The sequence below is a fragment of the Trichlorobacter ammonificans genome, assembly GCF_933509905.1.
In the GTDB taxonomy this organism is placed as follows: Bacteria; Desulfobacterota; Desulfuromonadia; order Geobacterales; family Pseudopelobacteraceae; genus Trichlorobacter; species Trichlorobacter ammonificans.
On the sequence record NZ_OW150024.1, the window covers coordinates 2560371 to 2587204 of the forward strand.

The 26834-nt window shown below is 62.0% G+C and carries 26 protein-coding genes; 6 read left to right on the forward strand and 20 right to left on the reverse strand.

The window, feature by feature from the left end:
• The first annotated feature begins 52 nt into the window (after positions 1-52).
• Complete coding sequence (ftsZ, locus tag RAK07_RS11735) at positions 53-1219, forward strand: cell division protein FtsZ (RefSeq protein WP_305733020.1); 1167 nt, start codon at positions 53-55, stop codon at positions 1217-1219.
• A 144-nt stretch (positions 1220-1363) separates the two neighbouring features.
• Here the strand turns inward: ftsZ and RAK07_RS11740 are convergent, their stop codons facing one another.
• Together RAK07_RS11740 and RAK07_RS11745 are read right to left on the reverse strand one after the other, a co-directional pair.
• The gene (locus RAK07_RS11740) at positions 1364-1546 is read right to left on the reverse strand and encodes a hypothetical protein (RefSeq protein ID WP_305733021.1); all 183 of its coding nucleotides are present in this window, start codon (positions 1544-1546) and stop codon (positions 1364-1366) included.
• Positions 1543-3174, reverse strand: coding sequence for a radical SAM protein (locus RAK07_RS11745; protein ID WP_305733022.1), 1632 nt, complete (start codon positions 3172-3174; stop codon positions 1543-1545). Before RAK07_RS11745 ends, RAK07_RS11740 begins: the two co-directional genes overlap by 4 nt.
• A 203-nt stretch (positions 3175-3377) precedes the next feature.
• Here RAK07_RS11745 and RAK07_RS11750 point away from each other — a divergent pair, with 203 nt between their 5' ends.
• Positions 3378-4643 (forward strand): Nramp family divalent metal transporter, encoded by a 1266-nt coding sequence (locus tag RAK07_RS11750; RefSeq protein ID WP_305733023.1) that lies wholly within the window; start codon positions 3378-3380, stop codon positions 4641-4643.
• Here the strand turns inward: RAK07_RS11750 and RAK07_RS11755 are convergent.
• From RAK07_RS11755 to RAK07_RS11765, 3 genes are all read right to left on the reverse strand, one after another.
• Complete coding sequence (locus RAK07_RS11755) at positions 4636-5406, reverse strand: MlaE family ABC transporter permease (RefSeq protein WP_305733024.1); 771 nt, start codon at positions 5404-5406, stop codon at positions 4636-4638. The two genes, RAK07_RS11750 and RAK07_RS11755, sit on opposite strands and share 8 nt — an antisense overlap.
• A 3-nt stretch (positions 5407-5409) precedes the next feature.
• On the reverse strand, positions 5410-7725 hold the full coding sequence (gene lon / locus RAK07_RS11760; RefSeq protein ID WP_305733025.1) for an endopeptidase La: 2316 nt from the start codon (positions 7723-7725) through the stop codon (positions 5410-5412).
• Between the two features lie 96 nt (positions 7726-7821).
• Positions 7822-8427 carry a hypothetical protein gene (locus RAK07_RS11765; RefSeq protein ID WP_305733026.1) on the reverse strand — a complete coding sequence of 202 codons (606 nt, stop codon included), beginning with the start codon at positions 8425-8427 and terminating at the stop codon, positions 7822-7824.
• A gap of 67 nt (positions 8428-8494) precedes the next feature.
• Here RAK07_RS11765 and RAK07_RS11770 point away from each other — a divergent pair, with 67 nt between their 5' ends.
• Together RAK07_RS11770 and elbB are read left to right on the forward strand one after the other, a co-directional pair.
• Positions 8495-9412 carry an NAD(P)H-binding protein gene (locus RAK07_RS11770; RefSeq protein ID WP_305733027.1) on the forward strand — a complete coding sequence of 306 codons (918 nt, stop codon included), beginning with the start codon at positions 8495-8497 and terminating at the stop codon, positions 9410-9412.
• A gap of 1 nt (position 9413) precedes the next feature.
• Positions 9414-10070 carry an isoprenoid biosynthesis glyoxalase ElbB gene (elbB, locus tag RAK07_RS11775; RefSeq protein ID WP_305733028.1) on the forward strand — a complete coding sequence of 219 codons (657 nt, stop codon included), beginning with the start codon at positions 9414-9416 and terminating at the stop codon, positions 10068-10070.
• A 92-nt stretch (positions 10071-10162) separates the two neighbouring features.
• Here the strand turns inward: elbB and RAK07_RS11780 are convergent, their stop codons facing one another.
• From RAK07_RS11780 to RAK07_RS11825, 10 genes are all read right to left on the reverse strand, one after another.
• Positions 10163-10963 (reverse strand): metal-dependent hydrolase, encoded by an 801-nt coding sequence (locus RAK07_RS11780; RefSeq protein ID WP_305733029.1) that lies wholly within the window; start codon positions 10961-10963, stop codon positions 10163-10165.
• A gap of 12 nt (positions 10964-10975) precedes the next feature.
• Positions 10976-11407, reverse strand: coding sequence for a large conductance mechanosensitive channel protein MscL (gene mscL / locus RAK07_RS11785; RefSeq protein WP_305733030.1), 432 nt, complete (start codon positions 11405-11407; stop codon positions 10976-10978).
• A 23-nt stretch (positions 11408-11430) separates the two neighbouring features.
• A complete protein-coding gene (yaaA, locus tag RAK07_RS11790) occupies positions 11431-11643 on the reverse strand; it encodes a S4 domain-containing protein YaaA (RefSeq protein WP_305733031.1) in 213 nt (70 codons plus the stop codon).
• Between the two features lie 194 nt (positions 11644-11837).
• Positions 11838-12680, reverse strand: a complete 843-nt coding sequence (locus RAK07_RS11795) for a glucose 1-dehydrogenase (RefSeq protein ID WP_305733032.1) — start codon at positions 12678-12680, stop codon at positions 11838-11840.
• A gap of 51 nt (positions 12681-12731) precedes the next feature.
• Positions 12732-13766, reverse strand: a complete 1035-nt coding sequence (locus RAK07_RS11800; protein WP_305733033.1) for a serine hydrolase domain-containing protein — start codon at positions 13764-13766, stop codon at positions 12732-12734.
• On the reverse strand, positions 13763-14638 hold the full coding sequence (locus RAK07_RS11805) for a CPBP family intramembrane glutamic endopeptidase (RefSeq protein WP_305733034.1): 876 nt from the start codon (positions 14636-14638) through the stop codon (positions 13763-13765). Before RAK07_RS11805 ends, RAK07_RS11800 begins: the two co-directional genes overlap by 4 nt.
• 55 nt (positions 14639-14693) lie before the next feature.
• The gene (locus RAK07_RS11810; RefSeq protein WP_305733035.1) at positions 14694-15800 is read right to left on the reverse strand and encodes a GrpB family protein; all 1107 of its coding nucleotides are present in this window, start codon (positions 15798-15800) and stop codon (positions 14694-14696) included.
• A 153-nt stretch (positions 15801-15953) separates the two neighbouring features.
• Complete coding sequence (locus RAK07_RS11815) at positions 15954-17483, reverse strand: YifB family Mg chelatase-like AAA ATPase (protein ID WP_305733036.1); 1530 nt, start codon at positions 17481-17483, stop codon at positions 15954-15956.
• A gap of 2 nt (positions 17484-17485) precedes the next feature.
• Positions 17486-18295 carry a peptidoglycan editing factor PgeF gene (pgeF, locus tag RAK07_RS11820; RefSeq protein WP_305733037.1) on the reverse strand — a complete coding sequence of 270 codons (810 nt, stop codon included), beginning with the start codon at positions 18293-18295 and terminating at the stop codon, positions 17486-17488.
• 19 nt (positions 18296-18314) lie between these two features.
• The gene (locus RAK07_RS11825; RefSeq protein WP_374215762.1) at positions 18315-18932 is read right to left on the reverse strand and encodes a DedA family protein; all 618 of its coding nucleotides are present in this window, start codon (positions 18930-18932) and stop codon (positions 18315-18317) included.
• 90 nt (positions 18933-19022) lie between these two features.
• On the opposite strand from RAK07_RS11825, the gene RAK07_RS11830 reads away from it, so the two are divergent.
• Both RAK07_RS11830 and RAK07_RS11835 read left to right on the forward strand, forming a co-directional pair.
• Positions 19023-19460 carry a hypothetical protein gene (locus RAK07_RS11830; protein ID WP_305733038.1) on the forward strand — a complete coding sequence of 146 codons (438 nt, stop codon included), beginning with the start codon at positions 19023-19025 and terminating at the stop codon, positions 19458-19460.
• 8 nt (positions 19461-19468) lie between these two features.
• Positions 19469-20419 (forward strand): tyrosine recombinase XerC, encoded by a 951-nt coding sequence (locus RAK07_RS11835; RefSeq protein ID WP_305733039.1) that lies wholly within the window; start codon positions 19469-19471, stop codon positions 20417-20419.
• A gap of 94 nt (positions 20420-20513) precedes the next feature.
• Here the strand turns inward: RAK07_RS11835 and scpC are convergent, their stop codons facing one another.
• The 5 genes from scpC to metK all read right to left on the reverse strand — a co-directional run bounded on the left by scpC (position 20514) and on the right by metK (position 26834).
• Entirely contained in the window at positions 20514-22109 is a 1596-nt protein-coding gene (gene scpC, locus RAK07_RS11840; RefSeq protein WP_305733040.1) for a succinyl-CoA:acetate CoA-transferase ScpC, read from the reverse strand.
• 171 nt (positions 22110-22280) lie between these two features.
• Positions 22281-23039: a tRNA pseudouridine(38-40) synthase TruA gene (gene truA / locus RAK07_RS11845; protein WP_305733041.1), complete on the reverse strand. Its 759-nt coding sequence runs from the start codon at positions 23037-23039 to the stop codon at positions 22281-22283.
• A 137-nt stretch (positions 23040-23176) separates the two neighbouring features.
• A complete protein-coding gene (gene asd / locus RAK07_RS11850; RefSeq protein WP_305733042.1) occupies positions 23177-24277 on the reverse strand; it encodes an aspartate-semialdehyde dehydrogenase in 1101 nt (366 codons plus the stop codon).
• Between the two features lie 160 nt (positions 24278-24437).
• Positions 24438-25529, reverse strand: coding sequence for a 3-isopropylmalate dehydrogenase (leuB, locus tag RAK07_RS11855; protein ID WP_305733043.1), 1092 nt, complete (start codon positions 25527-25529; stop codon positions 24438-24440).
• Positions 25530-25667: 138 nt separating this feature from the next.
• The gene (gene metK, locus RAK07_RS11860) at positions 25668-26834 is read right to left on the reverse strand and encodes a methionine adenosyltransferase (RefSeq protein ID WP_305733044.1); all 1167 of its coding nucleotides are present in this window, start codon (positions 26832-26834) and stop codon (positions 25668-25670) included.

Below are 26834 nucleotides of genomic sequence, written 5' to 3' on the forward strand. Positions count from 1 at the left end.
GCAACAACCTCTTACAACACTACATTAATTTACTTGAAAAAGGGGGGGGCGGATGTTCGAGTTTGACGAATCCATCGAGCAGAGCGCAGTGATCAAGGTTATCGGGGTCGGTGGTGGCGGCGGCAATGCCGTCAACACCATGGTGGCCTGCGGCATGAACAAGGTGGAATTCATCGTTGCCAACACTGATTCCCAGGCGCTCCGCTCCTCCAAAGCCCCCGTCAAAATTCCGTTGGGCGGCCAGCTCACCAAAGGGCTCGGCGCCGGCGCCAACCCCAACATCGGACGTGATGCGGCACTCGAGGACCGCGAACGCCTCACCGACATCGTCAAAGGGGCCGACATGGTCTTCATCGCCGCCGGCATGGGCGGCGGCACCGGTACCGGCGCCGCGCCGGTCATTGCTGAAGTGGCCCGCGAGGCCGGGGTGCTCACCGTCGGCATCGTCACCAAGCCGTTTTCCCGCGAAGGCAAGCAGCGGATGGCCAAGGCCGAGGAAGGTATCCGCGCCCTCAAGCAGCATGTCGACTCGCTCATCATCATCCCCAACGACCGTCTGATCAGCATCGCCCCCCGCTCCCTCGGCATTCTCGACGCCTTCAAGCCCTCCGATGACGTGCTCCGTCAGGCGGTCCAAGGCATCTCCGATCTGATCACCACCTCCGGTTTCATCAACGTCGACTTTGCCGACGTGAAAGCGATCATGAGCGAGCGCGGCATGGCCATGATGGGCATCGGCATTGCCACCGGCGACAACCGGGCCGCCGAGGCCGCCACCAAGGCGATTTCCTCGCCGCTGCTGGAAGATATCGACGTTTCCGGCGCCCGCGGCGTACTGGTCAACATCACCGGCTCCTCCGCCATGACCATGGACGACTTCGACGCCGTCAACAAGACCATCCACGAGAAAGTCCACGAAGACGCCAACATCATCATCGGTGTGGTCATCGACGAATCCCTGGGGGAAACCGTCAAGGTCACCGCCATTGTCACCGGGTTCGGCGACCGTTTCGACGCTACCGGCCATGTCCGCACCATGTCGCCCCTCACCACCCTGCATAAACCGGTGACACCGGTGACCAGCATCGACACCCCCACCTTTATCAGAGACCGTCAGAAGAGCGAGGGGGGACGTCCGGTCCGCCACGTCGGCTCGGTCTCCTTCGACGATGAGGATACCTACGACATCCCCACGTTCCTGCGCAAGTCGGTTGACTGAACCCGACCAGCTGCCTGAACCAGCACGGCCTCCGGAGCAATCCGGAGGCCGTTTCAATTTGAACGATCTTTTTTGCTTCGCCCACCACCAAGTCAGCAAGCAGGCATTAACGGGGCAATCAAAGCACCGCTGCCGGAACAGGACTCAGGTGTTGCAGTCATGGGCGTACATCATCACCAACCGCGCCCGGTTCTCCAGGCAACGGGGGCAGAGCTCCCCGCCATCCCTCCAGACCTCCTCAGCCAACCAGGCACCGGCTTCCTGAAAGATGGACGACACCGGCACGGTTTCGTCGAACTCTTCACGACAGAGCGTACACCGCTTCATACCGGCACTCCGACAACCGCCATGGCGGCCCGGTACTCCGTTGCCAGTGTTGCCGTATCGGCGCTGCTGACCGCGTCCCATGGCAACGACTCATCAAGCGCCAGCGTGGCAGTGACGCGGCTCTCCACGTCGAGAGCACACTGCTTGGCAGCCTTACGCAGATTCAGCCCTTGGGACATGGCCTGCAGCAACGGCGTCAACTCCCGGCCGCCGCGGGAGAGCAGCGCCTGCAGTACGGCACCGTGCAGCTCCTCAACCTTGAGCCGCACGTTGGGGATCGGCCGCACTCCTTTTTCCAGCAGAGCGACCCGGCGTTGCAACTCCTTCAGGGGACACATGCCGGCCCATTGCAGCGGCGTGAACGGCTTGGGAATAAACGGGTTGACCGACAGGGTGATCTCCCCCAGACGTTTGTGACGCCGCGCCTGGGCCACCACCGTTGCCTGCACGGCAGCGGTGAGCCGGATCAGTTCTTCCAGATCTTCGTCGGTCTCACCCGGCAGGCCGATAATTACGTACAGTTTCAGGTTAAGGATACCGGCGTCGGCCACCAGCTCGACAGCACGCAGAATCTGCTCCTCGGTCAGATTCTTGCGGATCATGTCCCGCATCCGCTGGGAGCCGCCTTCAGGTGCCAGAGAGACGGTCTTATGGCCGCTGCGGGCCAGCAGCTCCAACAGCTCCGGGGTCAGCCGGTCGATCCGCAGGGACGAGAGCGAGGGCGCTCCCCCTTCTGCCACGATAAAATGGCACACCTCCGTGATGGCGGGATGGTCGGATACCGCAGCCCCCACCAGGCCGATGGTACCACGTTGCCGCAGCCCTTCCCGACAGGCCTCCAGCAGCCGCTCCAGCGGCTGCCAGCGAAACGGCTGCCAGACAAAGCCCGCGGCGCAGAAGCGACAGCCCCGGGGGCAGCCCCGGCTCACCTCCACCAGGAACATGTTCCCGAATTCGGTGTCCTCGGTCAGGATCGTTGAGCAGGAGGGTGGAGCATCCACGGGGGCGCAGAGCCTGGCCACCGGCTGGCGGAACGGCAGAGAGGGTACGTACATGCCGGGCAGCTCCGCTGCGGCGGTCAGCAGTTCGGTGCGGGAGCTGCTGGCCTGAGCACGCAGGAACCTGCAGAGGGGCGGGATCAACGTTTCCCCCTCCCCCACCGCGATCAGGTCGAAAAACGGGGCCGCTGGTTCGGGATTGAGGAAACAGGCGGCGCCGCCGCCGATGATCAGCGGGTCGGCCGCCCCCCGGTCGGCTGCCAGCTCCGGGATACGGGCCAGGCGGAGTATCTGGGGGATAGCGATGAAGTCGGGCTCAAAGGAGACCGAGAAGGCGATCACGGCGAAGTCGGACAACGGTCGCCCCGACTCCAGGGAGAGCAGCGTGGCACCGCTTTTGGCGTACTCGGCCAATTCCTCCCGGTCCGGGAGAAAGGCCCGTTCGCAGACCGTGTCAGGCTGGTCGTTGAACAACCGGTGGACCGCCTGAAATCCCAGGCTGCTCATGGCGGTATGGTACCGGTTGGGATAGACCAGGCAGACCGACAGCGCCCCACCCCGACCGGAGGGGGCGGTTTCCGCTTCAGCAGCGCGGCGGCGGCGCTGTATTTCCCTGATGACGCGGCTCACCGTGCCGGTTCCGTTCCCACCCTCGGCGGCCGGTTGCTGTTGTCATTGCACATGATCACGGACTCGTCACCGCTGCGGCGGACGTTGCCATGGTATTCTCCCCAGTATGAAACATCACGGGTATCCCGCAGTCCGGCGGCGTCAGGCCGCCCACTGCGGTACCCCCTCGACAGCCCCCGGCAGATGGAGTATGACTACTGTCCATGAAATGGCTTGAGCATATAGGGCAGCAGGCATCACGACTGGCATCGCTGGAACTCTTCCGCTTCATCGGCCCCGGTTTCTTCGTCACGGTCGGCTTCATTGACCCCGGCAACTGGGTCACCAACGTGGCGGCCGGCGCCCAGTTCGGCTACGCACTGCTCTGGGTCGTCACCTTGTCCACCATCATCCTGATCATCATCCAGCACAACGCAGCCCACCTGGGGATCGTCACCGGCCTCTGCCTGTCGGAGGCAGCCTCGAAGTTTTTCCGTCCCTGGCTCCGCTTTATCATGCTGGGCAGCGCCATGGCCGCCTGCATCTCCACCGCCCTGGCAGAGCTGCTGGGGGCAGCCATCGGGCTCACCATGCTGACCGGCCTTCCCCTCCCGTTCGGCGCTCTGCTTTCCGCCCTCTTTTCGGCCTGGATGCTTTTTTCCAAGAACTATCAGCGGCTGGAGAAGTGGATCATGGGGTTCATTTCCCTGATCGGTCTCTCCTTCATCTTCGAACTCTGCCTGGCCGACATTTCCTGGAACAACGTGGTGACCGGCTGGGTAACCCCTACGGTGCCCCACGGCGCCCTGCCGGTCATCATGGGGGTACTGGGGGCGGTGGTCATGCCCCACAACATTTTTCTGCATTCCGAAGTGATCCAGAGCCGCCAGTGGCACCAGCAGGGGGATGACATCATCAGGAAGCAGCTCAAGTTCGAGTTTTTCGATACCCTGTTCAGCATGGGGGTCGGCTGGGCCATCAACAGCGCCATGATCATCATGGCGGCGGCGGTATTTTTCAGTCACGGCATCACGGTCACGGAGCTGCCCCAGGTGATGACCACCCTGCAACCGATCTTCGGCCGCCTCGCGGCGGTGGTGTTTGCGTTGGGGCTTCTGTTCGCCGGCCTGGCCTCGTCGGTCACCGCCGCCATGGCGGGAGGCAGCGTTTTTGCCGGCATCTACCGCGAGCCGTTCGACATGGCCGATCCCCACTCACGAACCGGACTGGCCATGACCCTCGGCGGCGCCCTGCTGGCAATTCTGCTCCTGGGCGACCCCTTCAAGGGGATTCTCTGGAGTCAGATCGCCCTGTCGCTGCAACTCCCCCTGACCATCGTACCGCTGATCATGCTGACTTCATCCCGGGAGGTGATGGGGGAGTATGCCAACACCCGCTACGGCGCCGCAGTACTCTGGATCGTCGGCCTGGTCGTGATCGCCCTGAATGTGGCGCTGCTGGCCGACATGGCCGGATTTCCCCTCATCTGAACACCACGAACAGCTTGGCGATAAAGAAGTCGCACATCAGCACCATCACCGAGGAGATCACCACCGCCCGCTTGGCCGAGGCCCCCACCCCTTCCGCCCCGCCGGCGGTATTCAGCCCCACGTAGCAGCCGGTCATGGTGATCAGACAGGCAAACACCAGCGGCTTGAATACCCCCTCCAGGTAGTCCAGCGGCACCATGAACTGGGTAAAGGTGGACAGGTACATGATCGGGCTGATGTCGTAGCCGGTGGCAATCAGGTAGCCGCCGAACATGGCGATGGCGTCGGTGATGACGGTCAGAAGCGGCAAGGCCAGCAGCATCGCCTTGAGCCGCGGGGTCACCAGCCGCTGGATGATATCGGTCCCTTCGACCCGCATGGCATCCACCTGCTCGGTCACCACCATGGTCCCCAGTTCGGCGGTGATGGCGGAGCCCACCCGGCCGGCCACCATCAGGGCCGCCAGTACCGGCCCCAGCTCCTTGATCATGGTGACCGCCACCATGCCGCCCACATAGCTGGTGGCGGCAAACGGCTTGAGCTGGATCAGGGCCTGCAGGGCCATGACCATGCCGGTGAACAGGCCGGTCAACAGGCAGATGAACAGGGAGGAAAAGCCCAGTTTATCGAACTGGATGGCAAAATCGCGGTAATAGGATGGTTTGCGAAATATCCTGACCAGGGCCTGGCCGGTGAGAAAGAACCAGGCCTGGAACCCGGCCAGGAAGCGGAGCACGCGCTGGTCGATCAGGGCCAGCTTCATGGATCAGAGTACCGCGGCCACGGCTTCCGCCGCTTCGTCGATGAACCGGAACTCCAGTTCCTGGCGGACATTTTCCGGAATATCTTCCAGATCGTCCCGGTTGCGGCTGGGAGCCAGCACCGTGGTGACGCCGGCCCGGTGGGCGGCCAGCACCTTCTCCTTCAGACCGCCGATGGCCAGCACCCGGCCGGTCAGGGTGATCTCGCCGGTCATGGCCACGTTGCGACGGGCCGGCTTGCCGGTGAGAAGCGACACCAGCGCCGCCACCATGGTTACCCCGGCGGAAGGGCCATCCTTGGGAATGGCCCCGGACGGCACATGGATATGCACGGTACGGCTCTCGAACATATCGCCACTGAGACCGAAATCGGCGGCATGGGCCTGGATGTAGGAAAGGGCCGCCCGGGCCGACTCCTTCATCACCTCTCCCAGGGAGCCGGTCAGGATCAGCTCCGTCTTGCCCGGCATGCTGGTGGCCTCCACAAAGAGGATATCCCCGCCGGTCTCGGTCCAGGCCAGCCCGGTCACCACCCCGACGCGGTCAGACTCCGCCGCCACTTCGTTATGGAACTTCCGCGGCCCCAGCAGTTCCGCCACCACCTCCGGAGTGATCTGCTCCCGCAGCGGCTTTCCCTGGGTGATTTCCTTGGCGACCTTGCGCAGCACCTGGCCGATGGTGCGCTGCAGGTTACGCACCCCTGCCTCCCTGGTGTAGTCGCGGATCACCTTGACCAGCCCCTCCTCCGTAAAGGCGGGAGGGGTCTTGGCAAGGCCGTTCTCCTCGATCTCCCGGGGGATGATGAAGTTACGGGCGATATGCAGCTTCTCCTCGCCGGAATACCCGGCCAGCCGGATGATCTCCATCCGGTCCTTGAGGGGGCCGGGGATCGGGTCCATCTGGTTGGCGGTGGTGATGAACATCACCTTGGAGAGGTCAAAGGGGACATCCAGGTAATGATCCTGGAAGGAGAAATTCTGCTCGGGATCCAGCACCTCCAGCAGGGCCGAGGAGGGGTCGCCGCGGAAATCGTGGGACAGCTTGTCGATTTCGTCCAGCATCAGCACCGGGTTATTGGAGCCGCAGCGGTAGATTTCCTTGATGATCCGCCCCGGCAGGGCGCCGATGTAGGTCCGGCGGTGTCCGCGGATCTCCGCTTCGTCCCGTACCCCGCCCAGGGAAACCCGCACAAACTTGCGTCCCAGGCTGCGGGCGATGGAACGGCCAAGCGACGTCTTGCCCACCCCCGGCGGTCCCACGAAGCAGAGCACCGGCCCCTTCATGGTCTCCTTCAGGGAGCGGACCGCCAGAAATTCGAGAATCCGTTCCTTGACTTTTTTAAGGTTGTAGTGGTCTTCGTCCAGCACCTCTTCCGCCTTGACGATATCCAGCGAATCAATGGTGGAGATGTTCCAGGGCATGCCGGCCAGGTAATCCAGGTAGGTGCGGGAGACGTTGTACTCAGGTGACGCCTGGTTGATCCGCTCCAGCCGTTTCAGCTCCTTCAGGGCGATCTTGCGCACCTCCTCCGGCATCTCCGCTTCGTCGATCCGTTTGCGGAGATCGGTCACATCGGCGTTGCGGGGGTCCTCCTCACCCAGCTCCTCCTGAATCTGTTTCAACTGCTCCCGCAACAGGTAGTCCTTCTGGTTCTTGCCGACCCGCCGGTTCACCTCGGTCTTCAACTCGGTGTTGACCTGCAGCTTCTGCACCTCGTTGGTCAGCACCACGTAGACCTTCTTCAGCCGCTCCAGCGGATCGAGGGTTTCCAGCAAATCCTGCAGGTCCGGCAGCGGCAGGTTGACGTACAGCGCCACCAGGTCGGAAAGCCGTGCCGGGTTGTCGATGTAGTCGATCATCTTCATCACATCGTCCGGCAGCGGCTTGCCGTAGGAGAGGGAAATCTTGAGCAGGCCGATCAGGCTCTGCACCAGGGCGTCGGACACCAGCCCCCGCTCCACGAACTCCCGCACCACCTCCGTCTCCACCACCGGAAAGGGGGTGGTCTGCTCAAGGTTGCCGATGGTGATCCGGTTGATTCCCTCCAGGGTGATTTTGAGGCGGTTGCCGGAAACCCGCTTGATCTGGGTCACCCGGCAGACGGTACCGATGGGGCTGATGGTCTCCTTGAGCGGCGCCTCTGCGTCGGCATGCTGATACACCACGGCAATGAAGCTGTCGTACTGCTTCTGGGCAACGGTGAACCGCTCCGCCTCCTCCTCGCTCTGGTAAACGGGGAACACCATATAGGGAAATGCCACCATATCCTTGAGGGGGTACAGCGGAAGGGTCTCGGGAATGGTCAGTTCTGCATGGGGCATGGCATTACGATCCTTGTTATGCTCGAGATCATCCAGTGGAAACATCGTAACACGGCAGCGATTGTTCTTCAATCGGGAGCTTGACTGCACCTTCCCTCAGGTCGGGCGTCCTTCTCTGACCTTTACTCGCAGGAGCCGGACACAGGCATCGGCACCGGCCAGTTCGCGGTAGAGTCCGACAAGAAAACGGACCGTCACCAGGCGGTGGATGGCGGCCTGGGTCAGCCGGTACAACCAGCGCCTGAACAAGGACGGACGGCGGCTCCCCAGCAGTAGGGGGCAGTAGTCGGAAAGCTGCAACGTTACCCTGCTGCCGCCGTCGGGCAACGGCTCTACCCGAAAGAGCAGCTCCCCACGCCTGCAGGCGTCGGACTGCACCAGCAAACCGCCACGGATACGCAGGCACAGCTCGTCATGCTCCGTGGAGCCGTACGCGATGGGCAGCTCAAAGACAAGCAGGGGGTAGCGTCCCATGAGCCGGAAGGAGAGCTCTCCTTCCCACTCCCGATGACGGATCAGCCCCCAGGTCTGGCGGTCTATCGCTGCCAGGTAGCTGCGGCAGACCGTCTTCGCCGTTACTCCTGCCGCACAGGCTGCCGGCAGATCGGTCCATTGCACGGAAAAGACGGAAGAGTCCTCCAGCAGCACCTGCTGGCAGGCAATCTGCTGCAGCGGTTTGTCGTGGGCAGTCGCAGGCTTCATGATACCGGACATTGTACCGATATGGACAGGGCTTGCAAGGCCATTCGGGCTATGGCACACTTGCCCCATGGCTGACCGCAGCGACAGAATAGTCCTGGTAACCGGGGCATCCGGCTTCATCGGGGCACGACTGGTGCGCAACCTGCTTGACCGGGGATACCGGGTGCGCTGCGCCCTGCGCCGCCCCGCACCGCTGCCGACGGGCGCGGAGCCGGTCATGGCGGACCTGCTCAGGCCGGAAACCCTGCATGCGGCGTTGCGTGGCGTGGATACCGCCTACTATCTGGTACACTCCATGGGAGCCGGCCACAGCCGCTTTGCCGAGCAGGACCGCCGGGCAGCCGGAAACTTTGTCGAAGCCGCTAACGTCTGCGGCCTGCGTCGGGCCATCTACCTGGGGGGGCTGGGAGAAACCGGCGACAACCTCTCCCACCATCTGGCCAGCCGCCTTGAGGTTGCCGACATCCTGAGAAGCGGCCGCTTCGCCACCACCTTTCTGCGGGCAGCGGTGATCATCGGTGCCGGCGGGGCCTCCTACGAAATGGTACGGGCCCTGGTACGACGCCTGCCGGTCATGATTACGCCCCGCTGGGTGACCACCCGCAACCAGCCGATCGCAGTGGCCGACGTGATCGGCTACCTGGCCGGATGCCTGGAAGAGGAGCGGACCACCGGCGGCACCTTTGATATCGGCGGCCCCGACATCATGACCTATCGGGAAATGATGGAGCGGTTCGCGCACCTCATGGGCAGACGGCTGCTGATCATCCCGGTGCCGGTGCTCAGCCCCCGTCTCTCCTCCTACTGGGTCGGACTGGTCACGCCGGTGCAGCCGTCCATTGCAATCGCCCTGATCGAAGGACTGAAAAACGAAGTGATCTGCCGGGAAAACAGGATACGGGAGCTGCTTCCGATCCCCCTGACTCCCTATGATGACGCGATCAAAACGGCCCTGGCCGAAAACAGACAGTATGGAGGGAGCTGACATGAGCAAGAAGATCGGTGTTGTACTTTCAGGCTGCGGCGTCCGGGACGGCAGCGAAATTCACGAGGCGGTACTGACCCTGCTGGCCATCGACCGGGCCGGTTGCGTGGCGGTCTGCATGGCCCCCGACATGGAACTGGCCGAGGTGAACCACGTAACCTCCGAGCCCACCGGCGCCACCCGCAACGTGCTGGTGGAATCGGCCCGCATCGCCCGTGGCAACATCAAGGATATCGCCGGCGTCACGGCAGGGGAACTGGATGCCCTGGTCTTTCCCGGCGGGTTCGGCGCCGCCCTTAACCTGTGCGACTTCGGCAAGGTGGGCGCCGCCGCCTCGGTCAACCCGCAGGTGGCTCGGCTGGTGCGGGAGGTCCATGCCGCCGGGAAGCCGATCGGCGCCATCTGCATCGCCCCGGCCCTGATCGCCGCCATCCTGGGCAAGGAAGCCGCCCCCACCGTTACCATCGGCACCGACGCCGGTACCGCCGCCGAGATCGACAAGACCGGGGCTAAGCACCAGGACTGCCCGGTTACCGAGTTTGTGGTGGATCAGAAGAACAGGGTCGTCACGACGCCTGCCTATATGCTGGGCCAGCGGATCAGCGACGTGGCAACCGGTATCGAGAAGTGCGTTGCCGCGGTCATTGCCATGGCGTAACGACGATTCCACGATTCCGGAGAAACGACAAGGGCCCTCCCGGTGACAACGGGAGGGCCCTTGTGATGTAATGCTTCGTCATCCGGCAGGGCCTAGTTCCAGGCCAGCGCTTCCCCTACCTTCAGTCGGCGCATCAACAGTTCCAGTCCATAGGTTCTGAGGGACTTGGAAAACTGCTCCGCCGTGCCGGTCAGCACCGGGAAGGTCTCAAAGTGCATCGGCACCGCCAGCTTCGGCCGGATCATCTCCACGGCCCGGGCGGCCCGCTGCGGCCCCATGGTGAACTTGTCGCCGATGCAGAGCAGCATCAGGTCCACCTGTCCCTTCAACAGCGCCATGTCACCGAACAGGTCGGTATCGCCGGTGTGGTAGATACGGGGACCGTTCTTCACCGAAATCAGGAGGCCCCCGGGAGGCCCACCGTAGACCGGCCCCTTCTCGGTATCCATACCGCCACCATGCACCGCCGGCACGAACATGACCGTCACCTCGCCGTCCAGCAGGCTGATGGTACCGCCGAAGCTGCCGGTCGTGGCGCGATCGATCTGCTTTTCAGGAAATCCCTTGTGCGCCACCATCGCCTTTTGCAGCTCCGGCACCGCCACCAGCCGCGCACCGCTCTTCTTTGCAATCTCAACGGTATCGCCGATATGGTCGCCATGGCCGTGGGTCAGCAGGATCAGGTCAACCTTCTGCAATGACTCCAAATCTTTCTGGGCATTGGGATTCGCCGGGTTGCTGATCCAGGGGTCCACCAGCAGCACCTTGCCGGAGGGGGTAACCACCTTGAAGGCGGCGTGTCCGTACCAGGTGATCTGCGCCTGGGCAGCCAGGGCCGGGGCAGCGGACACCAGCAACATCAGGGTGGTGAACAGCAGGCACAGTCGTTTCATGGCAATTCCTTCCTACAGTTGGGAGGTGCAGTGGGGGCAGCGGGTGGCGTCATCGTGCACCGCCGACTTGCAGAACGGGCACTCCCGTGCCGGAGGGGCGGGTGCGGCTGTTTCGGCCTTGCGCACCTTGTTTGCTGCCTTGACGATCATGAAGATCACCAGCGCCATGATCAGAAAATCAATGGTGGTGTTCAGGAAGATACCGTAATTGAGCGTCGGTGCCCCGGCGGCCTTGGCAGCGGCCAGGGTGGGATAACTGCTGCCGGACAGGCTGATGAACAGGTTGCTGAAGTCCACCTTGCCCATCACCAGACCTGCCAGCGGCATGATCAGGTCAGTGACCGCCGAATTGACGATCTTGCCGAAGGCGGCACCGATGATGACGCCAACCGCCAGGTCCAGCACGTTCCCCTTCATCACAAACGCCTTGAACTCCTTCAGCATGGCTACCTCCTCATACCTTGATGTCAACCGACCACGGCACTACCGCGGCCGGCTACCTCCACCCGGTCGCCCGCATACAGCTTGCGGCCCCGACGGGTCTCAATCTCCCCGTTTACCTTCAACTGCCCCTCCTGAATCAGCAGCTTGGCCTCGCCACCGCTCATCACCAGGTTGGCAAGCTTCAGAAAACTGTCCAGCTTGATGTAGTCGCTGTCTATCTTGATAGTTTCGGACATGAACGCATCTCTAACCATTATTTTTGAAAAAGCATAGCGCAACCTTGACCAGGATACAGCCTGTCCGTTTGAAAACCAATACGGCAACTCTTTACCTCGTCAAGCAGAAGTATACTATACCCGTTTTTTTGCCACGTCATCTATCTGCTTTGGAAGTGGCATGGTGTTAGAAGCAAAATAGACGGCTGTCATAGTTATGCCCTATCGAAACCATTACGTACGTCTGGCCTCTGCTCACCAGCCGGCGATGCCGCCGTACCGGCGAGAAGGCCGCCGTCAATGGTCAGTTCACTGCCGGTCATGTAGGCTGCTTCGTCCGAGGCAAGAAGGAGGGCAACCGCGGCAACCTCCTCGGGGGTGCCGAATCTTCTGAGTGGCGTATCCCGGACAAACTCCTGCAGCCGCACCTCACGTTCCGGCCCCGGAGGTCCGATCAGCGGCTCCCACATCGGGGTGAGAATGGCGGCGGGGTGTATCGAGTTGCAGCGAACGGCGAGTCCCTGCTCCGCACAATAGAGCGCCACTGTTTTGGTGTGGTTGCGCACCGCCGCCTTGGAGGAGGCATAGGCGGCCGCAGCCGGGATGCCCACCAGTCCGGAGCGGGAGGAGATGTTGATGATCGAACCGGTGCCTGTCCTGCGCATGGTCCGGATGGCGTATTTGCATCCCAGGAAAACGCCGTCAAGGTTGGTGCGGTGAACGGCATGCCAGTCCGCCAGAGCGGCATGCTCCGGGTCGTGCGCTACCATCCCCTCCTCGAAGCCGGTGATTCCCGCATTGTTGACCACGATAGCAAGTCGGCCGTGGCGGTCGACAATCTCCGCGGTGACCCGCTGCCAGTCAGATTCGCTCCTGACGTCCAAGCGGCGATACGTTGCTGCCGCGCCGATCTCTGCGGCAACGGCCGTTCCCCTCTCATCATCGATGTCGGTGAGATAGACGAATGCTCCCGCAGTTGCAAAGGCGCGGGCTATCGCCTCGCCTATCCCCCGTGCCGCGCCGGTGACCAGCGCAGATTTCCCTTCCAGCCGTCTCATGGAGTCCCCTTTCTCGTGATGCCAGCAGATTTTTGTCGCACACGCAGCTGTTCATGCTACCCGACCCGCCGTCAGCACCGCAAAGATCCTGAAGACAAGCCGCTCCGCCAGGTCGGGAGATTCGCTGGCGCACATGGCGCAGACGGTTATCGGCCGGCCATTGCTGCAGTGCAGGTGGAAAACGCTGGCCTGGTACCCCGGTCCGGCGCCGTTATGCCCCATGATGATTCCATAGGGTGATGCCGTGTCGGCCATGATGCCGAGACCATAGCCGGGGGCGCGGTACCGGGGCGGGGCAGCCGGTACCGGCGTCAGGGCCGTCAGCGCTGTACGCGACCCGGATGACAGGACTTCCCCCGTGAAGAGCCGGTGGTAGAAAGAGGCCAGCTCGGCAGGGGTAGAGGCGAGAACCCCGTGGGAGACCCAGCCGGGGTGGTAGACCTCCGGGACCGGTGCTTCACCGCTCTCTGCAAGGAGCGCAGAGCAGGCCGGCTGCAGGGCCGAAAGGTCCGCCACCGATTCGGGGACAAAGCTTTCTGTGATCCCAAGCGGAGCGCAGATTCTCGCGGAGACTACCGACGCAAGGGACTGGCCGGTCTCCTCCGTTATGATCCGCCTGAGCAGGAGATAGCCGATATTGGAGTAGGCCCACCCGGTTCCCGGCACGAACAGCATCCCCGAGGCCAGGGTTCGCTCCAGAAATTCCGTATCGGTCCACGGCCGGGAAGGCGAACGTCGTACCTCCCGGTGGTAGTCGGCAAGTCCCCCGTAATCGGGGATACCCGAGGTATGATTGAGAAGATGGCGGATGGTCATGGCCGAAGCCTGGGGCAGTTCCGGGAACCAGCGGTCAAGTGACGTCTCCGGAGTAAAGCCCCCCTCTTCCCACAGCATCAGGACAAGCGTGGCGATAATCGTCTTGGTGCAACTGTAGGCGAGAAAGAGCGGCGGATTGCCGGGCGCACAGTTGACCGCGGTCGCGTAGCGTTGATCATCCGTCATCAGGGCGAGCGCAACGGGGGTGGCATCGGTGATTTCCCGGGCTGTCACAGCATCAACGAACTGCCTGAGAGAGTTTTCGCTCATGTCGGCCGGGCTCCCGTGCTACGATAAACAGAGAGCCCAAGGTTCAGCGCTGCCAGCACCGCGATCCCCGGAATGCCGAGGATGCCGGTGGTCAGGCTGTCGCCGCCGGTCAGCATGGCGGCAGGCGCCATTGACACGCCGTTCAGGCTGCCGTGCATCATCGCCGCCGCAAGTACCGATCCTGACTTCAGGCGGACATACCCGATCAAGGGCGAAAACAGGATGGCCCAGAGTGTCATGGCGATTGCCCCCGCCACGGGATGGCCGGGGTAATTGTAGCCGTAGACAATAAGCGGCAGATGCCAGATTCCCCAGATCAAGCCGATCAGCCACGAGGAGCGCCAGAAGCCGAGGTGGGCAAGCTCTTCCTGCAGCAGGCCGCGCCATCCCGCCTCCTCGCCCAGGGCGGCCATCCCATTAACGGTCGCTCCGGCAAGGGTTCCTCCGGCAAGGATCAGCCAAGCCGGATGCACGGGAAGAATCGCGATCTGGTGGTGTATCCGGGTGAGCTGTTCCGGCGGAACAACTGACTCCAGAGAAAGCATGAGATTCGAGGCCAGAATGTTGTTGCTGAACGATACACCGGGCAGCAGCAGGCTTGCGGCTGCCGCAAGCAGGACAATCAAGGGCGGTAGCAGCAGCCCTGCTGCGTACCAGCGGTTGGGACGCAGCATCACTCCCAGCGGTTTCAGAAACGGCTGGCGGCAGACGAGGCGCTGCACGATGAGGGCAGCCAGCGACGGAGTAAACATCACCGCCACCGACATGGCGTAGAAAAGAGGATGGGAGAGTCTTCCTCCCAGCCCGAAATAACAGAAGACCAGCGACCAGCTCACGGCAAAGGTCAGTAGCAGAAACAGCCTGATTTTCAAAGCATTATTCCCTTCAACTACTGAGTAACAAGAGAGTGGCACCCTGCCGCATCGTCTATTGCAATCCGGTCGCGTGCCCGAGCACCTCAACGTCGCCGTTCACCAGCAATTCCGGAAATTCCGGTGCATGGGCGCGGTGCCAGTAACGAAGCGCCCGCTGGCGCACCCTCCTCACTTCGTCCGCCAGGGCTGACTGATTCGGTACGTCCAGGTTGATCCCCGGCGGCAACAGAGCGCCGTCGCAGTCAAGGGCCGAGCCGGACCGGATCACGCAGCGGTGGATGATCCCGCCGGGGACGTAGGCATCCCTGAAGCGGTGCGCCAGCTCCCGTTCCGGCCAGGTAAAAATGCTCTTCAACCGGCTCGGCAGATGGGGAGCTTCATGTCGCCGCACCAACTCGAACAGCGCCTCCAGCACGATCATCATGGTGAGCTGTTCAGGACCCAGCGCCGGAAATTCATGCGGCAGCGGCAGCCGGCGCCCCCCCTCTGCCGAGCAATGGTCAAGGAGTGCATCTTCGCCGGCGGCGATTGCCGCCATGGCCGCCTCGATTTCCTCTGTATACCGCTGCAGGTAGTAGGGCCGCAACTGGTCACCGGCTGCCAGCGGGATCGTGGAGACCTGGTAGACCACCCGCCCGGTCGCGTCGTCCGGATCAAGCCGACCGGCTGCCAGGGCAGCGCGGATGAATTCACCCTTGGCGGCGGCGTAGTCGTTTCCCGACGGCCACTCCTGCTTTGCCAGTTCTTTCTTCAGGGCTTCGTAAGCGGTGTGCAACTCCGGCTTGTTACGCAGCAGATCGCGGAAGAGCAGGTGGTCTTGCCAGAAAAGCGTATCCCCGGCCACCGCGTGCAGGTGAAACGACATCCCGCCTTCGCCGTTGCGCCGGAAAAAGCGACGGAACGGCATCATCGCCTTGTACTCGCGAACGTACTCGTAGCCGAGAGCGGTGACCGGGCCGATCAGCGCATCCAGCCCAGATTCCCGGCCAAGGCCGATCATGATGTCGATGACCGGCTTGGCCGCCAGGCCGGGAACCGCCGTGCTGCCGATGTGTTCGATGCGGCTCTTCAGCGAATGCAGGGCAACGGCGAGGCGATGCCGTTCGGACCGGAAAGCACGGTCCCAGGCTGCTGAGTACTCGAGAATGGAGATTTTCATGTCTGATGGTCTCTCCCCAGTGATTATCGCCGGTATGTGCTCTATGCCGCTGCTCTGTGATCCCGGGTATGCCGGAAGATTATCCGTCGTGCGGGGGATGCCCGCCGGTTCAGGGCGGACCAACGAAGAGAGTTCCTTGAAATGGAACCGGAATTACACCACCTTCCGGTCCAGGTTGCGGTACTGTATCGCCTCGGCAAGGTGGGGGGTACGGATGGCGGCGGAGCCGTCCAGGTCGGCCACGGTGCGGGCCACCTTGAGGATGCGGGAGTAGCTGCGGGCGGAGAAGCCCAGCTTGTCGCCGGCCAGCTCCAGCATACGGTGCCCATCCGCATCCAGCTCGCAATGTTTCTTGATCAGCCGGGCGTTCATCTGGGCGTTGCAATGTACTTTTGTCCCCTGAAAACGCTGTTGCTGTATCTGCCGTGCGCTTTGCACCCGGCCGGCAATGGCGGCGGAGGACTCCGCCGGTTGATTGCCGGAGAGGTCGCGGTAGGCCACAGCCGGAACTTCGACATGCAGGTCGATCCGGTCCAGCAGCGGTCCGGAAATACGGGAGCGGTAGCGCTTGATGGCGATGGGGGTGCAGGAGCAGGTGTGCCCCGGATCGCCGAGGTAGCCACAAGGACAGGGATTCATGGCAGCCACCAGCATGAAGCGGGAAGGGTAGGTCAGTGACTGCAAGGCACGGGAGATGGTTACTTTTCCATCTTCCAGAGGCTGGCGAAGTACTTCAAGGGCGTTTTTCTTGAATTCAGGCAGTTCGTCAAGAAATAAAATGCCATTTGTTGCTAATGAAACCTCGCCTGGTCGAGGTGATGAACCTCCGCCGATAAGAGCAATATCTGACGTAGAATTATGAGGTGCCCTGAAAGGCCGTGTTGTAACCAGTGCCCGTCCCGGCTCCAACATGCCACCAACACTGAATACAGCCGTGGTTTCTATGGCTTCGGCGAAATTAAGAGGAGGGAGTATCGAGGGTATGCGGCGGGCCAGCATGGTCTTGCCCGAGCCCGGAGGTCCGATCATCAACAGGTTATGGCCGCCGGCAGCGGCAACCTCAATGGCACGTTTGGCATGGTCTTGTCCCCGTACCTCGCAGAAGTCGTCGCCATGTTCGTTCTGCTGACTGAAAAGTTGCTGCAGGTCAACCCGAGCTGGAGCCATCTCCGTCTCGCCGCGCAGAAACTGCACCACTTCTGCAAGTGTGGATGCCGGCAGGATGTCGATCCCTTCAACAACGGCGGCCTCATCGGCATTTTCCCTGGGCAGGATCATGCCGTCAAGACCCGCGTTGCGAGCGGCCACCGCCACCGGCAGGGCGCCACGTACCGGCTTGAGGCTGCCGTCCAGGGAGAGTTCTCCCAGCAGGATGTACCGGTTGAGCCGCTCTCCCTTGATGACACCGGTGGCGGCAAGGATGCCGATGGACATCGGCAGGTCGAAGGCGGCTCCCTCCTTTTTGAGGTCTGCCGGAGCCAGGTTGGCGGTGATGCGGCGAGCCGGAAAATCGTATCCCGAGTTCTTGAGGGCCGCCTTGACCCGGTCCTTGCTTTCCTTGACCGCGCCGTCCGGCAGCCCCACCGTGGCGAACTGCGGCAGCCCTTGGGCGATGTCCACTTCCACATCCACCAGGACCGCATCGATGCCCACAACCGCGGCACTCAGGACCTTGGCCAGCATTCTCAGGCCTCCTTGAGCGTGATGAACCCCATTTGTCTCCCAGTTTCCCCGGCATCGCGCCGATAGGAGAAGTACAGTTCCTTGTGGCAGCACACACACTGGGAGGCGGTTTTGATGGAAGTACCGGCGACACCGGCTGCCTCGAGCTGCATCCGGTTCGCAAGCGCCATATCCAGCTGCCACTTGCCGGGAGCGCGGCTTTCCGCCACTGCGTCCCACGGCGAAACGTCGTTGGCGGCAAACCCCTCCCGCACCGGCTGATCCACCTCATAACAGCAGGGGCCGATGCAGGGGCCGATGGCGGCCCGGATATCAGCGGGCCGGCTGTCAAACAACCGAACCATCCCCTGTACCGCCTGCAGGGCGATCTGTGCTGCAGTTCCCTGCCAACCCGCATGAACCGCGCCGATCACCCGTTTGACCGGGTCAAGCAGCAGGACCGGCACACAATCGGCCACGGTGACGCCGATCATGATGCCGGGCTGATTGGTGATGATCGCGTCGGCTTCGATTTCCAGAAAATGAGCCAGGTCGTCGTTCGGCGCGTCGATGACCAGAATGTCGTTGCCGTGATTCTGCCGTACCGTCACCAGGCGATCCTGGGTAAGCCCGAAGGTACGAGCCAGAATGCTGCGATTGCCTTCGACGTTATGGGGCGAGTCGTCGGTATTCGTTCCCAGGTTCAGGGAGTTGTAGGGCGGACGGGAAACCCCCTCGTGGCGGGTGCTGAATCCCATCACCGCCGTAGCTGCGGCTGCTGTGTCGAGTTGCGGGGCCAGATAGTGAACACGTCCCGAACGAATGATCTCCATGGGGATTTTCCTTTGCTTTTCAGTACTCGTTGCGTTTTAATGTCCTGCGTCGGTGCCACCAGGCGTAGGCCCCCACCAGAGCGCAGCTCGCCAGCAGCACCCAGATCAGTGCACGGTGGGACCATGCCATGACCAGCTCACGGTTCTGGCCGATGACGTAGCCGATCCAGGTCAGAATGCTGCACCAGATGCCGGCCCCCAGCAGGGTGTAGAGGGAGAAGCGCAGGTGGTTCATGCCGGCGAGTCCCGCCGGTATGGAGATGAGGTGGCGTACCACCGGCAACAGCCGCCCGATGAAGGTCGATATTTCGCCGTGACGCAGAAAGAAGGCCTCCACCCGCTCGAACTTGTCGGGAGGGATCAACACGTAGCGGCCGTATTTCAGGATCAGGGGGCGCCCCAGGTAGTGGGCGGCAAAGTAATTGGCGTAGGCCCCCACCAAGCTGCCTGCGGTTCCGGCCAGAATGGCAATCCACGGGTTCATCCGCCCTTGCTGGGCCAAATACCCGGCCGGCGGCATGACCAGTTCGCTGGGAACCGGAATGATGGAACTCTCCATGGCCATCAACAGGAAGATGCCGGGATACCCCATGGCGCCGATGGTTTCCACCAGCTTTTCAATCAGTTCATGCAGCATGCAGTTGTACGACCTTTGCTGAAAATAGGTTTCACTTTATACTCCAAAACGTTCGGCGGCACAACCGCCCCAATGAAAAGGACGGTCCCCATGCGTGTCAGTACCGTTTGCCTGTTCTGCGGTCTGTTGCTGTTTCTCAGTGGCTGTGCCGGTTACCGGACCATGAACCGCCAGGAAGCGTGCGATAAAGTCATCAAGACTTACAACCGCATGATCCGCTGGCAGGAGGCGGAGAAGGCCGCCCTGACCTACGTCGACCGCTCACAGCGGGACCGTTTCGTCGGCGCTGCGGAATCACTGCGCCGCCGTAATGTCACCATGGCCGACATGCGTATCCTGGCCAGTGAGTGCCGGGCCGAACACAGGTCGGCGGAAGCGGTGGTTGAATTCGACTATTTCGTGCTGCCGGACAACCGCCTGAAAACCGTCACCGACCGCCAAAAATGGCTGTTCCGCGAAGAGTCCTCCGACCTGCCCGACCAGACGGAGGGCTGGAAGCTGACCACACCGCTCCCCGAATTCAAGTAAGTGCCGCCATGGTCCTCCTCCTTGACGTCCTGGTCAGCCGATTCCTTACCTCTCTGGCAACGGAACGGAACTGCTCACCCCATACCATCGCCGCCTACCGCAACGACCTTTGCGGTTTTGCAGCCTTTGTCCGCAGCCGGCGCGGCGAGGGGGCAACGGTTACGGACCTCGACCACCTGCTGATCAGGCTCTGGCTGGCCGAGCTGGCGGTCCCGACGCCCGCTCCTGGCAACAGAACAGCGGCCACTCCTCTCCGCAAAAGCACTCTGGGACGCAAGCTTGCAGCGATACGGGCTTTCTGCGGCTGGCTGGTGAAAACGGGAGCCGCTACCGTCAACCCGGCCGAGCTGATCGCCACCCCCAAAAAAGAACAGCGCCTCCCCTTTCATCTGAACATCGACCAGGTCACCACCCTGGTGGAAGCCCCCGACAACACCGAGTTCAACCAACGGGACCGGGCAATCCTCGAACTACTCTACTCCAGCGGCCTGCGGGTCTCCGAGTTGACCGGTCTGGCCATTGCCGACCTTGACCTGACCGACGGCATGGTGCGCGTCATGGGCAAGGGGAGCAAGGAGCGGATCGTGCCGCTGGGCAGCAGGGCGGCGGCAGCTGTTACCGCCTATCTCAACGAACGCGGCCCCTGTCCGCCGGATGCGCCGCTCTTCCTCAACACCCGCGGCAACCGGATCAGCCGTCAGAGCGTGGACTCCCTGGTCAAGCGCTGGTCCCTGAGGATCGATACCTTTCGCCGCATCTCACCCCATACCCTGCGTCACACCTTTGCCACCCATCTGCTGGAGGGAGGTGCCGACCTGCGCTCCATCCAGGAACTGCTGGGCCATGCCTCGCTCTCCACCACCCAGAAGTACACCCATGTCGGCCTTGATCGGCTTCTGGAGGTGTATGACAAGGCCCATCCCCGGGCACGCCGGCCGCAACAGGATGACCCGACATAACCGGCCTAGAAGCACACGCCGGAAACAGCACAAAACAGAAGGCCCGCCGGAAACCCGGCGGGCCTTCTTGTGAGACAGGTCTGAAGTATGGCCCCTATTCGCAGAGGTCGATCTTCACATCCCAGTTCTTGATCTTCATGGTGCCGTTCTGTGCCAGGTTGAGGTGCATCTTGAAGGCGCGGTCCCACAGTTGCGGCTCGTGACCGATACCCTTGGCCAGGGTGTCCTTCAGTGCCATCTCGTAGTACTCGGTCAGGATCGGCTTGTAATCCGGGTGGGCGCACTTCTCGATGATGACCTTGGCGCGGTCGCGGGGGCAGAGACCCCGCAGGTCGGCCAGCCCCTGCTCGGTGATGACCACGTCCAGGTCGTGCTCGGTGTGGTCGATGTGGGAGCAGTGCGGCACCACGCAGGAGATACCGGTCGGGTCGGTCTTAGTGGGGCGGGCCGACGGCGTGTGCATCATCTTCAGATAGCCGTTGCGCAGGAAGTCGCCGGACCCTCCGAGACCGTTGATCATCCGGGTACCGCCAACCAGGGTGGAGTTGGCATGGGCGTAAATGTCGATCTCGACCGGGGTGTTCATGGCGATGCAGCCCAGACGGCGGATCGGCTCCGGTGCGTTGGAGATGGAGAGCGGACGCAGGGTGCACTTACCGAAGTACTTGTCCCAGTTGGCGAAGAAGCGGGGGAAACCGGGGCTCTCCGACAGAGAGAGGGAACAGGCGGAAGCGGCGTCGCACTTGCCGGCGTCGAACAGGTCGAGGATGGTGTCCTGCAACACTTCGGTGAAAACGGTCAGGTTGGTGAAGGGCCCCTTCGCCAGACCGCCGATAACGGCGTTGGCAATGGAACCGACGCCGGACTGGATCGGCAGCAGGTTCTTGGGCAGGCGGCCTGCCTTCACTTCAGCCTGGAAGAACTCGATGATATGGTTGGCGATCGCCTCGGAGGTGTCGTCCTGCTCGGCAAAAGCGCGACCCTTGTCCCGCAGTTTGGACTCCACCACGGCGATGATCTTGCTGGGATCGCAGGGAACGTAGGTGGTGCCCACGCGCTCGCCGGCGCTGGTGATCGGGATGATCTGGCGCTGGGGCGGATGGTTGCAGACGATGATGTCGTGGATCCCTTCGAAGGAGGGCTGTCCGGTGTTCACTTCCACGATGATCTTGTCGCACTGCATCAGGATCTCGGGAATCACGCCGCAGGAGGTGGTGGGCACCAGGCCGCCGTCTTCGGTGATGGCGGAAACTTCGATGATGGCCAGGTCCAGCCTGCCGGTTTCGGAATCCTTGGTATAGAAGCCGTAGCCCAGGTCCTGAGCGAACAGGGAGAGGTGCTTGTCACCCATCCGGATGCGGCCGGCGTTGATACCGGCAGCAATGTCCTTGCCGGTCTGATACGGCCAGCGGCGGTCGATCATGTCCAGCTGTGCCCAACGGTTTTCGGTCTCGGCACCGACGGAGGCACCGATGAACAGGTTGAATTTCCACTTGCCCTGCAGACCGTTCTTCTCAACGTGATCGGCAAGAGCAATGGGTACCACTTTCGGGTAACCAGCCGGGGTAAAGCCGGACCAGCCCAGGTTCATGCCGGGCTTGAAGTACTCAATGCACTGCTCCGGGGTCTTTACCTTGTCCAGCAGGGCCTTGCAGCGAACGCGGTCTTGTAATGTTCCATACTCTGACATTGGTACTACCTCCTTGTTTTTTTTTGCTGTCTACGTGTTGCAGAAGCTTTATCGCGCGCGGCGACAAAAACACAAAAACACAAGCAAAATCAGACTTCTACACCAAAACAGCCACTCCACGCAAAGTAGAACCGGATTTTACTCAAGCACCTATCGAGAGTCAAGGAATATTCAGTATTCACTATGATTTTCTCCGGGATAACGTACTTTCAGCAAGCAGAGCCCCTGGGGCGGAGCGGTCACGCCCCCCAGCCTGCGGTCAGGCCGCGCCAGCAACAGGGCAATATGATCCGGGGCAAACCGGCGACGGCCGATATCCACCAGGGTGCCGACCATGATCCGTACCATGTGCTTGAGAAACCCGCCACCGGTGACGTCGATGGTGATCAGCGGCTGTTCATGGGTGACCGTTACCGCATCAATGCGGCGGCGGCTGGTGACGGCGGTGCAGTTCTGTCCCCGGAAGGCGGCAAAATCATGCTCGCCGACAAAATACTCGGCAGCCAGACACATGGCATCGACATCAAGGGGAACCGGCACATGCCAGGAGGTGCGACGATGGAGGGGGGATCGGAGGCGGGCGTTGTAGATGGTGTAGCGGTAGGTTTTGTCGCTGGCGCCGCCGATAACGCGAAAATCAACGGGAACCTCTTCGGCCCCCTGCACCGCGATATCCTCCGGCAGATGGCTATTCACGCCGGCGACGAAGGCCGTGAGCGGCAGCGTACTTTCGGTGCGGAATACGGCCGGCATGGCCAAGGCATGCACCCCCGCATCGGTGCGCCCTGCTGCCTGCACTCGCATCCGCTGCCCCAGAATTTTGGCCAGGGCCAGCTCCACCGTCTCCTGCACTGAGGGGCCGTTCGCCTGCTCCTGCCAGCCGCAGTAATTGGTGCCGTCGTATTGAAGAATCAGCTTTATCGTGCGCATAGAAAAGGGAGCGGACTCTTTCCGCAGAGGCTCCTGAAATGGGTGGATAACAAAGCCCCCGGCCGGAGACGGCGCAGGGGCTTACAGTCACAAGGCATTCCGCAGCTTGGCAGGGTCAGGGCGGAAAAAGACCGTTTCTACTTCTCCAGCAGGATGCGCAACATCCGCCGCAACGGCTCCGCCGCCCCCCACAGCAACTGGTCGCCGCAGGTGAATGCCTGGACGTACTGCGGCCCCATCTTCATCTTGCGCACCCGTCCCACCGGCACGGTCAGGGTGCCGGACACCGCCGCCGGCGTCAGGCCGGCCAGGGAGTCGGCCTTGGTGTTGGGGATCAGCTTGACCCACTCGTTGTCGTTGGCGATCAACTGCTCGATATCGGCAATGGGCAGATCCTTGTTCAGCTTGATGGTGATGGCCTGGCTGTGGCAGCGCATGGCACCGACCCGCACGCAGATGCCGTCCACCGGGATCGGCGTCGCGACGCCCAGGATCTTGTTGGTTTCGGAAAACCCTTTCCACTCCTCGCGACTCTGTCCATCCTCCACCTCACGGTCGATCCAGGGAAGCAGGTTGCCGGCCAGCGGGAAGCCGAACTCCTTGGTTGGCAGGGAGCCGTTGCGCAGGGTCTCGGTCACCTTTTTGTCGATTTCCAGAATGGCGGAACCGGGGTTTTTCAGCTCTTCGGCCACCACACCGTGCAGGCCCCCCATCTGGGAGAGCAATTCCCGCATGTTGGGGGCACCGGCACCGGAAGCCGCCTGATAGGTCATGGAAGACATCCATTCCACCAGCCCGGCCCTGAACAGCCCTCCCAACCCCATCAGCATCAGACTGACCGTACAGTTGCCGCCGATGAAATCTTTCTGGCCATTCTGCAGGGCCGCGTCGATCACGTTGCGGTTGATCGGGTCGAGGATGATGACGGCATCCTTTTCCATCCGCAGGGTGGAGGCGGCATCGATCCAGTAACCGTTCCAGCCCTGCTTGCGCAGCTCGGGATGCACGGCCTTGGTATAGTCCCCCCCCTGGCAGGTCAGGATGACGTCCAGCTTCTTCAATTCAGCGATGTCGTCCGCGTTCTTTAGGGTGCCGCCCCCCATCGGTGCGGCTTGTCCCGCCTGGGAGGTGGAGAAAAAGACCGGTTCAAAGCCAAGGGAGAAGTCGTTCTCCTCCTGCATCCGCTGCATCAGGACCGAGCCGACCATGCCGCGCCAACCGACGATTCCTACTTTCATATGCGAAATCCTTTCATGACTGGGATAACGTCTCAACCAAAGAAAATCAACACGCGGATACCCTCTGCTCTTTGTGGATTTTCACGGATCAAACCCCAAAATTGAAATCAGCAAAAATCCGCTCAATCCGCGTCATCCGCGGGCTATTCATGGTGTTGCATTACTTGAGTGCTGCAATAATCGCGTCGCCCATCTCTTTCGTGTTCACCAGCTTCTCACCCGGCTTGTTCTGGAAAATGTCGCGGGTGCGATACCCCTGCTCCAGCACTGTGGCCACGGCCGTGTCGATGGCATCAGCCGCCTCCACCATGCCGCAGGAGAACTTCAGCATCATGCCGGCGGAGAGAATCTGGGCGATGGGGTTGGCGATCCCCTGCCCCGCGATGTCCGGTGCCGAGCCGCCGGACGGCTCGTACATGCCGAACGTTCCCTCGGCCAGGGAGGCCGACGGCAACATGCCTAGGGAGCCGGTCAGCATGGCCGCCTCATCGGAGAGGATGTCGCCGAACATGTTCTCGCACAGGATCACGTCGAACTGCTTGGGCCAGCGGACCAGCTGCATGGCGGCATTGTCCACGTACATGTGGGACAGCTCCACATCCGGATATTCCTTGGCAATAGCGGTGACCACCTCGCGCCAGAGCACCGAGGAGGACAGCACATTAGCCTTGTCGATGGAACAGACCTTCTTGCCCCGCTTCCGGGCGGCCTGAAAGGCAACGTGGGTAATCCGCTCGATCTCCGGCACGGAGTAGCGCATGGTGTCGAAACCGACCCGCTCGCGCCCCTGTCCTTCGATCCCCTTGGGCTGGGCAAAGTAGATACCGCCGGTCAACTCCCGGATCACCAGCACGTTGAAGCCGCCGGAGATCACCTCTTCCTTAAGGGAGGAGGCACCGGTCAGCGACGGGAAGATGATGGCCGGCCGGAGGTTGGCATACAGGCCGAAAATTTTACGCAACGGCAGCAGCGCGCCCCGCTCCGGCTGCTCGTCCGGCGGCAGGGACTCCCACTTGGGGCCGCCCACGGAACCGAACAGGATCGCATCGCTGGCCTTGCAGATATCGATGGTGGTCTGGGGCAGGGCCTTGCCCTCATGATCGATACCGGCACCACCGACGTTGGCAAAGGTGCCGTCAAACACCGCATCATACTTCCGGCCGATCGCATCCAGCACCCTGATCGCTTCGGCCATCACCTCCGGTCCGATGCCGTCACCGGGCAGAACCGCAATCTTGAATGTTTTTGCCATGATTCACCTCACGTAAAATATTCGCTTCACTACTACGGCATGCAAAAGACCGCTTGTTGACGGATCATCAGCCACCACAAAAAAGGGGCGGTCCCTGAGGCCGCCCCGTATGAAACTCTCACCGTGAACGGTCTCCGCCTACAGCCCTGCCTTTTGTTTCAGGATAGCAGCCTTGTCGGTCTTCTCCCAGGAAAACTCCGGCAGTTCGCGGCCGAAGTGGCCGTAAGCAGCGGTCTTGCGGTAGATGGGGCGCAGCAGGTCGAGCTGCTCGGTAATGGCGCGGGGCCGCAGGTCGAACACCTCCCGAACCAGCTCTGAAAGCCGGCTCTCGCTGACGACACCGGTACCGAAAGCGTTGACCATGACCGAAACCGGCTCGGCCACACCGATGGCGTAGGCAACCTGCACTTCGCAGCGCTCGCAGAGACCGGCCGCCACCAGGTTTTTGGCAACGTAGCGCCCCATATAGGCAGCGGAACGGTCCACCTTGGAGGGGTCCTTGCCGGAAAAGGCACCACCGCCGTGGCGTCCCATGCCGCCGTAGGTGTCGACAATGATCTTGCGGCCGGTCAGACCGCAGTCCCCCATCGGTCCCCCCACCACGAAGCGGCCGGTGGGGTTGATGAAGTAGCGGGTGTTGGCATCCAGCAGGTTGGCGGGAATGACCTTTTTGATCACCTCGTCCATCACGCCTTCCACGATAGTCTCATGGGAAACATCAGGAGTATGCTGGGTAGAGATAACCACGGTATTGACGCGCACCGGCTTACCATTGTCGTATTCGACGGAAACCTGGGATTTGGAATCGGGGCGCAGGAACTTGAGCAGGCCGGACTTGCGCACATCGGCCAGACGCTTGACCAGCTGATGGGAGAGCTGGATCGGCATCGGCATCAGCTCCGGCGTTTCGTTGCAGGCGTAGCCGAACATCAGCCCCTGGTCGCCGGCCCCCTGTTCCTTGAACATCCCCTCCCCTTCGGTTACCCCCTGGGAGATGTCGGGAGACTGGCGGTCAAGGGACACCAACACGGAGCAGGTTTCGTAGTCAAATCCCATGTCCGAACCGCAATAACCGATATCCTTGATGACGTTCCGCACGATCTCGGCGTAGTTGACCACCGCGCTGGTGGTGATCTCACCGGCGATCACCGCCATACCGGTGGTGATCATCGTTTCGCAGGCAACCCGTGCCTTGGGATCCTGAGCCAGGATGGCATCCAGAATTCCGTCGGAAATCTGGTCGGCCATCTTGTCGGGGTGGCCCTCGGAAACGGACTCGGAGGTAAAGATAAACTTCTCGGCCAT

Coding starts and splice junctions, on each gene's coding strand:
- ftsZ (WP_305733020.1), top strand. CDS start 53: ATGTTCGAGTTTGACGAATCCATCGAGCAGAGCGCAGTGATCAAGGTT.
- RAK07_RS11740 (WP_305733021.1), bottom strand. CDS start 1,546: ATGAAGCGGTGTACGCTCTGTCGTGAAGAGTTCGACGAAACCGTGCCG.
- RAK07_RS11750 (WP_305733023.1), top strand. CDS start 3,378: ATGAAATGGCTTGAGCATATAGGGCAGCAGGCATCACGACTGGCATCG.
- RAK07_RS11755 (WP_305733024.1), bottom strand. CDS start 5,406: ATGAAGCTGGCCCTGATCGACCAGCGCGTGCTCCGCTTCCTGGCCGGG.
- lon (WP_305733025.1), bottom strand. CDS start 7,725: ATGCCCCATGCAGAACTGACCATTCCCGAGACCCTTCCGCTGTACCCC.
- RAK07_RS11765 (WP_305733026.1), bottom strand. CDS start 8,427: ATGAAGCCTGCGACTGCCCACGACAAACCGCTGCAGCAGATTGCCTGC.
- RAK07_RS11770 (WP_305733027.1), top strand. CDS start 8,495: ATGGCTGACCGCAGCGACAGAATAGTCCTGGTAACCGGGGCATCCGGC.
- elbB (WP_305733028.1), top strand. CDS start 9,414: ATGAGCAAGAAGATCGGTGTTGTACTTTCAGGCTGCGGCGTCCGGGAC.
- RAK07_RS11780 (WP_305733029.1), bottom strand. CDS start 10,963: ATGAAACGACTGTGCCTGCTGTTCACCACCCTGATGTTGCTGGTGTCC.
- mscL (WP_305733030.1), bottom strand. CDS start 11,407: ATGCTGAAGGAGTTCAAGGCGTTTGTGATGAAGGGGAACGTGCTGGAC.
- yaaA (WP_305733031.1), bottom strand. CDS start 11,643: ATGTCCGAAACTATCAAGATAGACAGCGACTACATCAAGCTGGACAGT.
- RAK07_RS11795 (WP_305733032.1), bottom strand. CDS start 12,680: ATGAGACGGCTGGAAGGGAAATCTGCGCTGGTCACCGGCGCGGCACGG.
- RAK07_RS11800 (WP_305733033.1), bottom strand. CDS start 13,766: ATGAGCGAAAACTCTCTCAGGCAGTTCGTTGATGCTGTGACAGCCCGG.
- RAK07_RS11810 (WP_305733035.1), bottom strand. CDS start 15,800: ATGAAAATCTCCATTCTCGAGTACTCAGCAGCCTGGGACCGTGCTTTC.
- RAK07_RS11815 (WP_305733036.1), bottom strand. CDS start 17,483: ATGCTGGCCAAGGTCCTGAGTGCCGCGGTTGTGGGCATCGATGCGGTC.
- pgeF (WP_305733037.1), bottom strand. CDS start 18,295: ATGGAGATCATTCGTTCGGGACGTGTTCACTATCTGGCCCCGCAACTC.
- RAK07_RS11825 (WP_374215762.1), bottom strand. CDS start 18,932: ATGCTGCATGAACTGATTGAAAAGCTGGTGGAAACCATCGGCGCCATG.
- RAK07_RS11830 (WP_305733038.1), top strand. CDS start 19,023: ATGCGTGTCAGTACCGTTTGCCTGTTCTGCGGTCTGTTGCTGTTTCTC.
- RAK07_RS11835 (WP_305733039.1), top strand. CDS start 19,469: ATGGTCCTCCTCCTTGACGTCCTGGTCAGCCGATTCCTTACCTCTCTG.
- scpC (WP_305733040.1), bottom strand. CDS start 22,109: ATGTCAGAGTATGGAACATTACAAGACCGCGTTCGCTGCAAGGCCCTG.
- truA (WP_305733041.1), bottom strand. CDS start 23,039: ATGCGCACGATAAAGCTGATTCTTCAATACGACGGCACCAATTACTGC.
- asd (WP_305733042.1), bottom strand. CDS start 24,277: ATGAAAGTAGGAATCGTCGGTTGGCGCGGCATGGTCGGCTCGGTCCTG.
- leuB (WP_305733043.1), bottom strand. CDS start 25,529: ATGGCAAAAACATTCAAGATTGCGGTTCTGCCCGGTGACGGCATCGGA.
- metK (WP_305733044.1), bottom strand. CDS start 26,834: ATGGCCGAGAAGTTTATCTTTACCTCCGAGTCCGTTTCCGAGGGCCAC.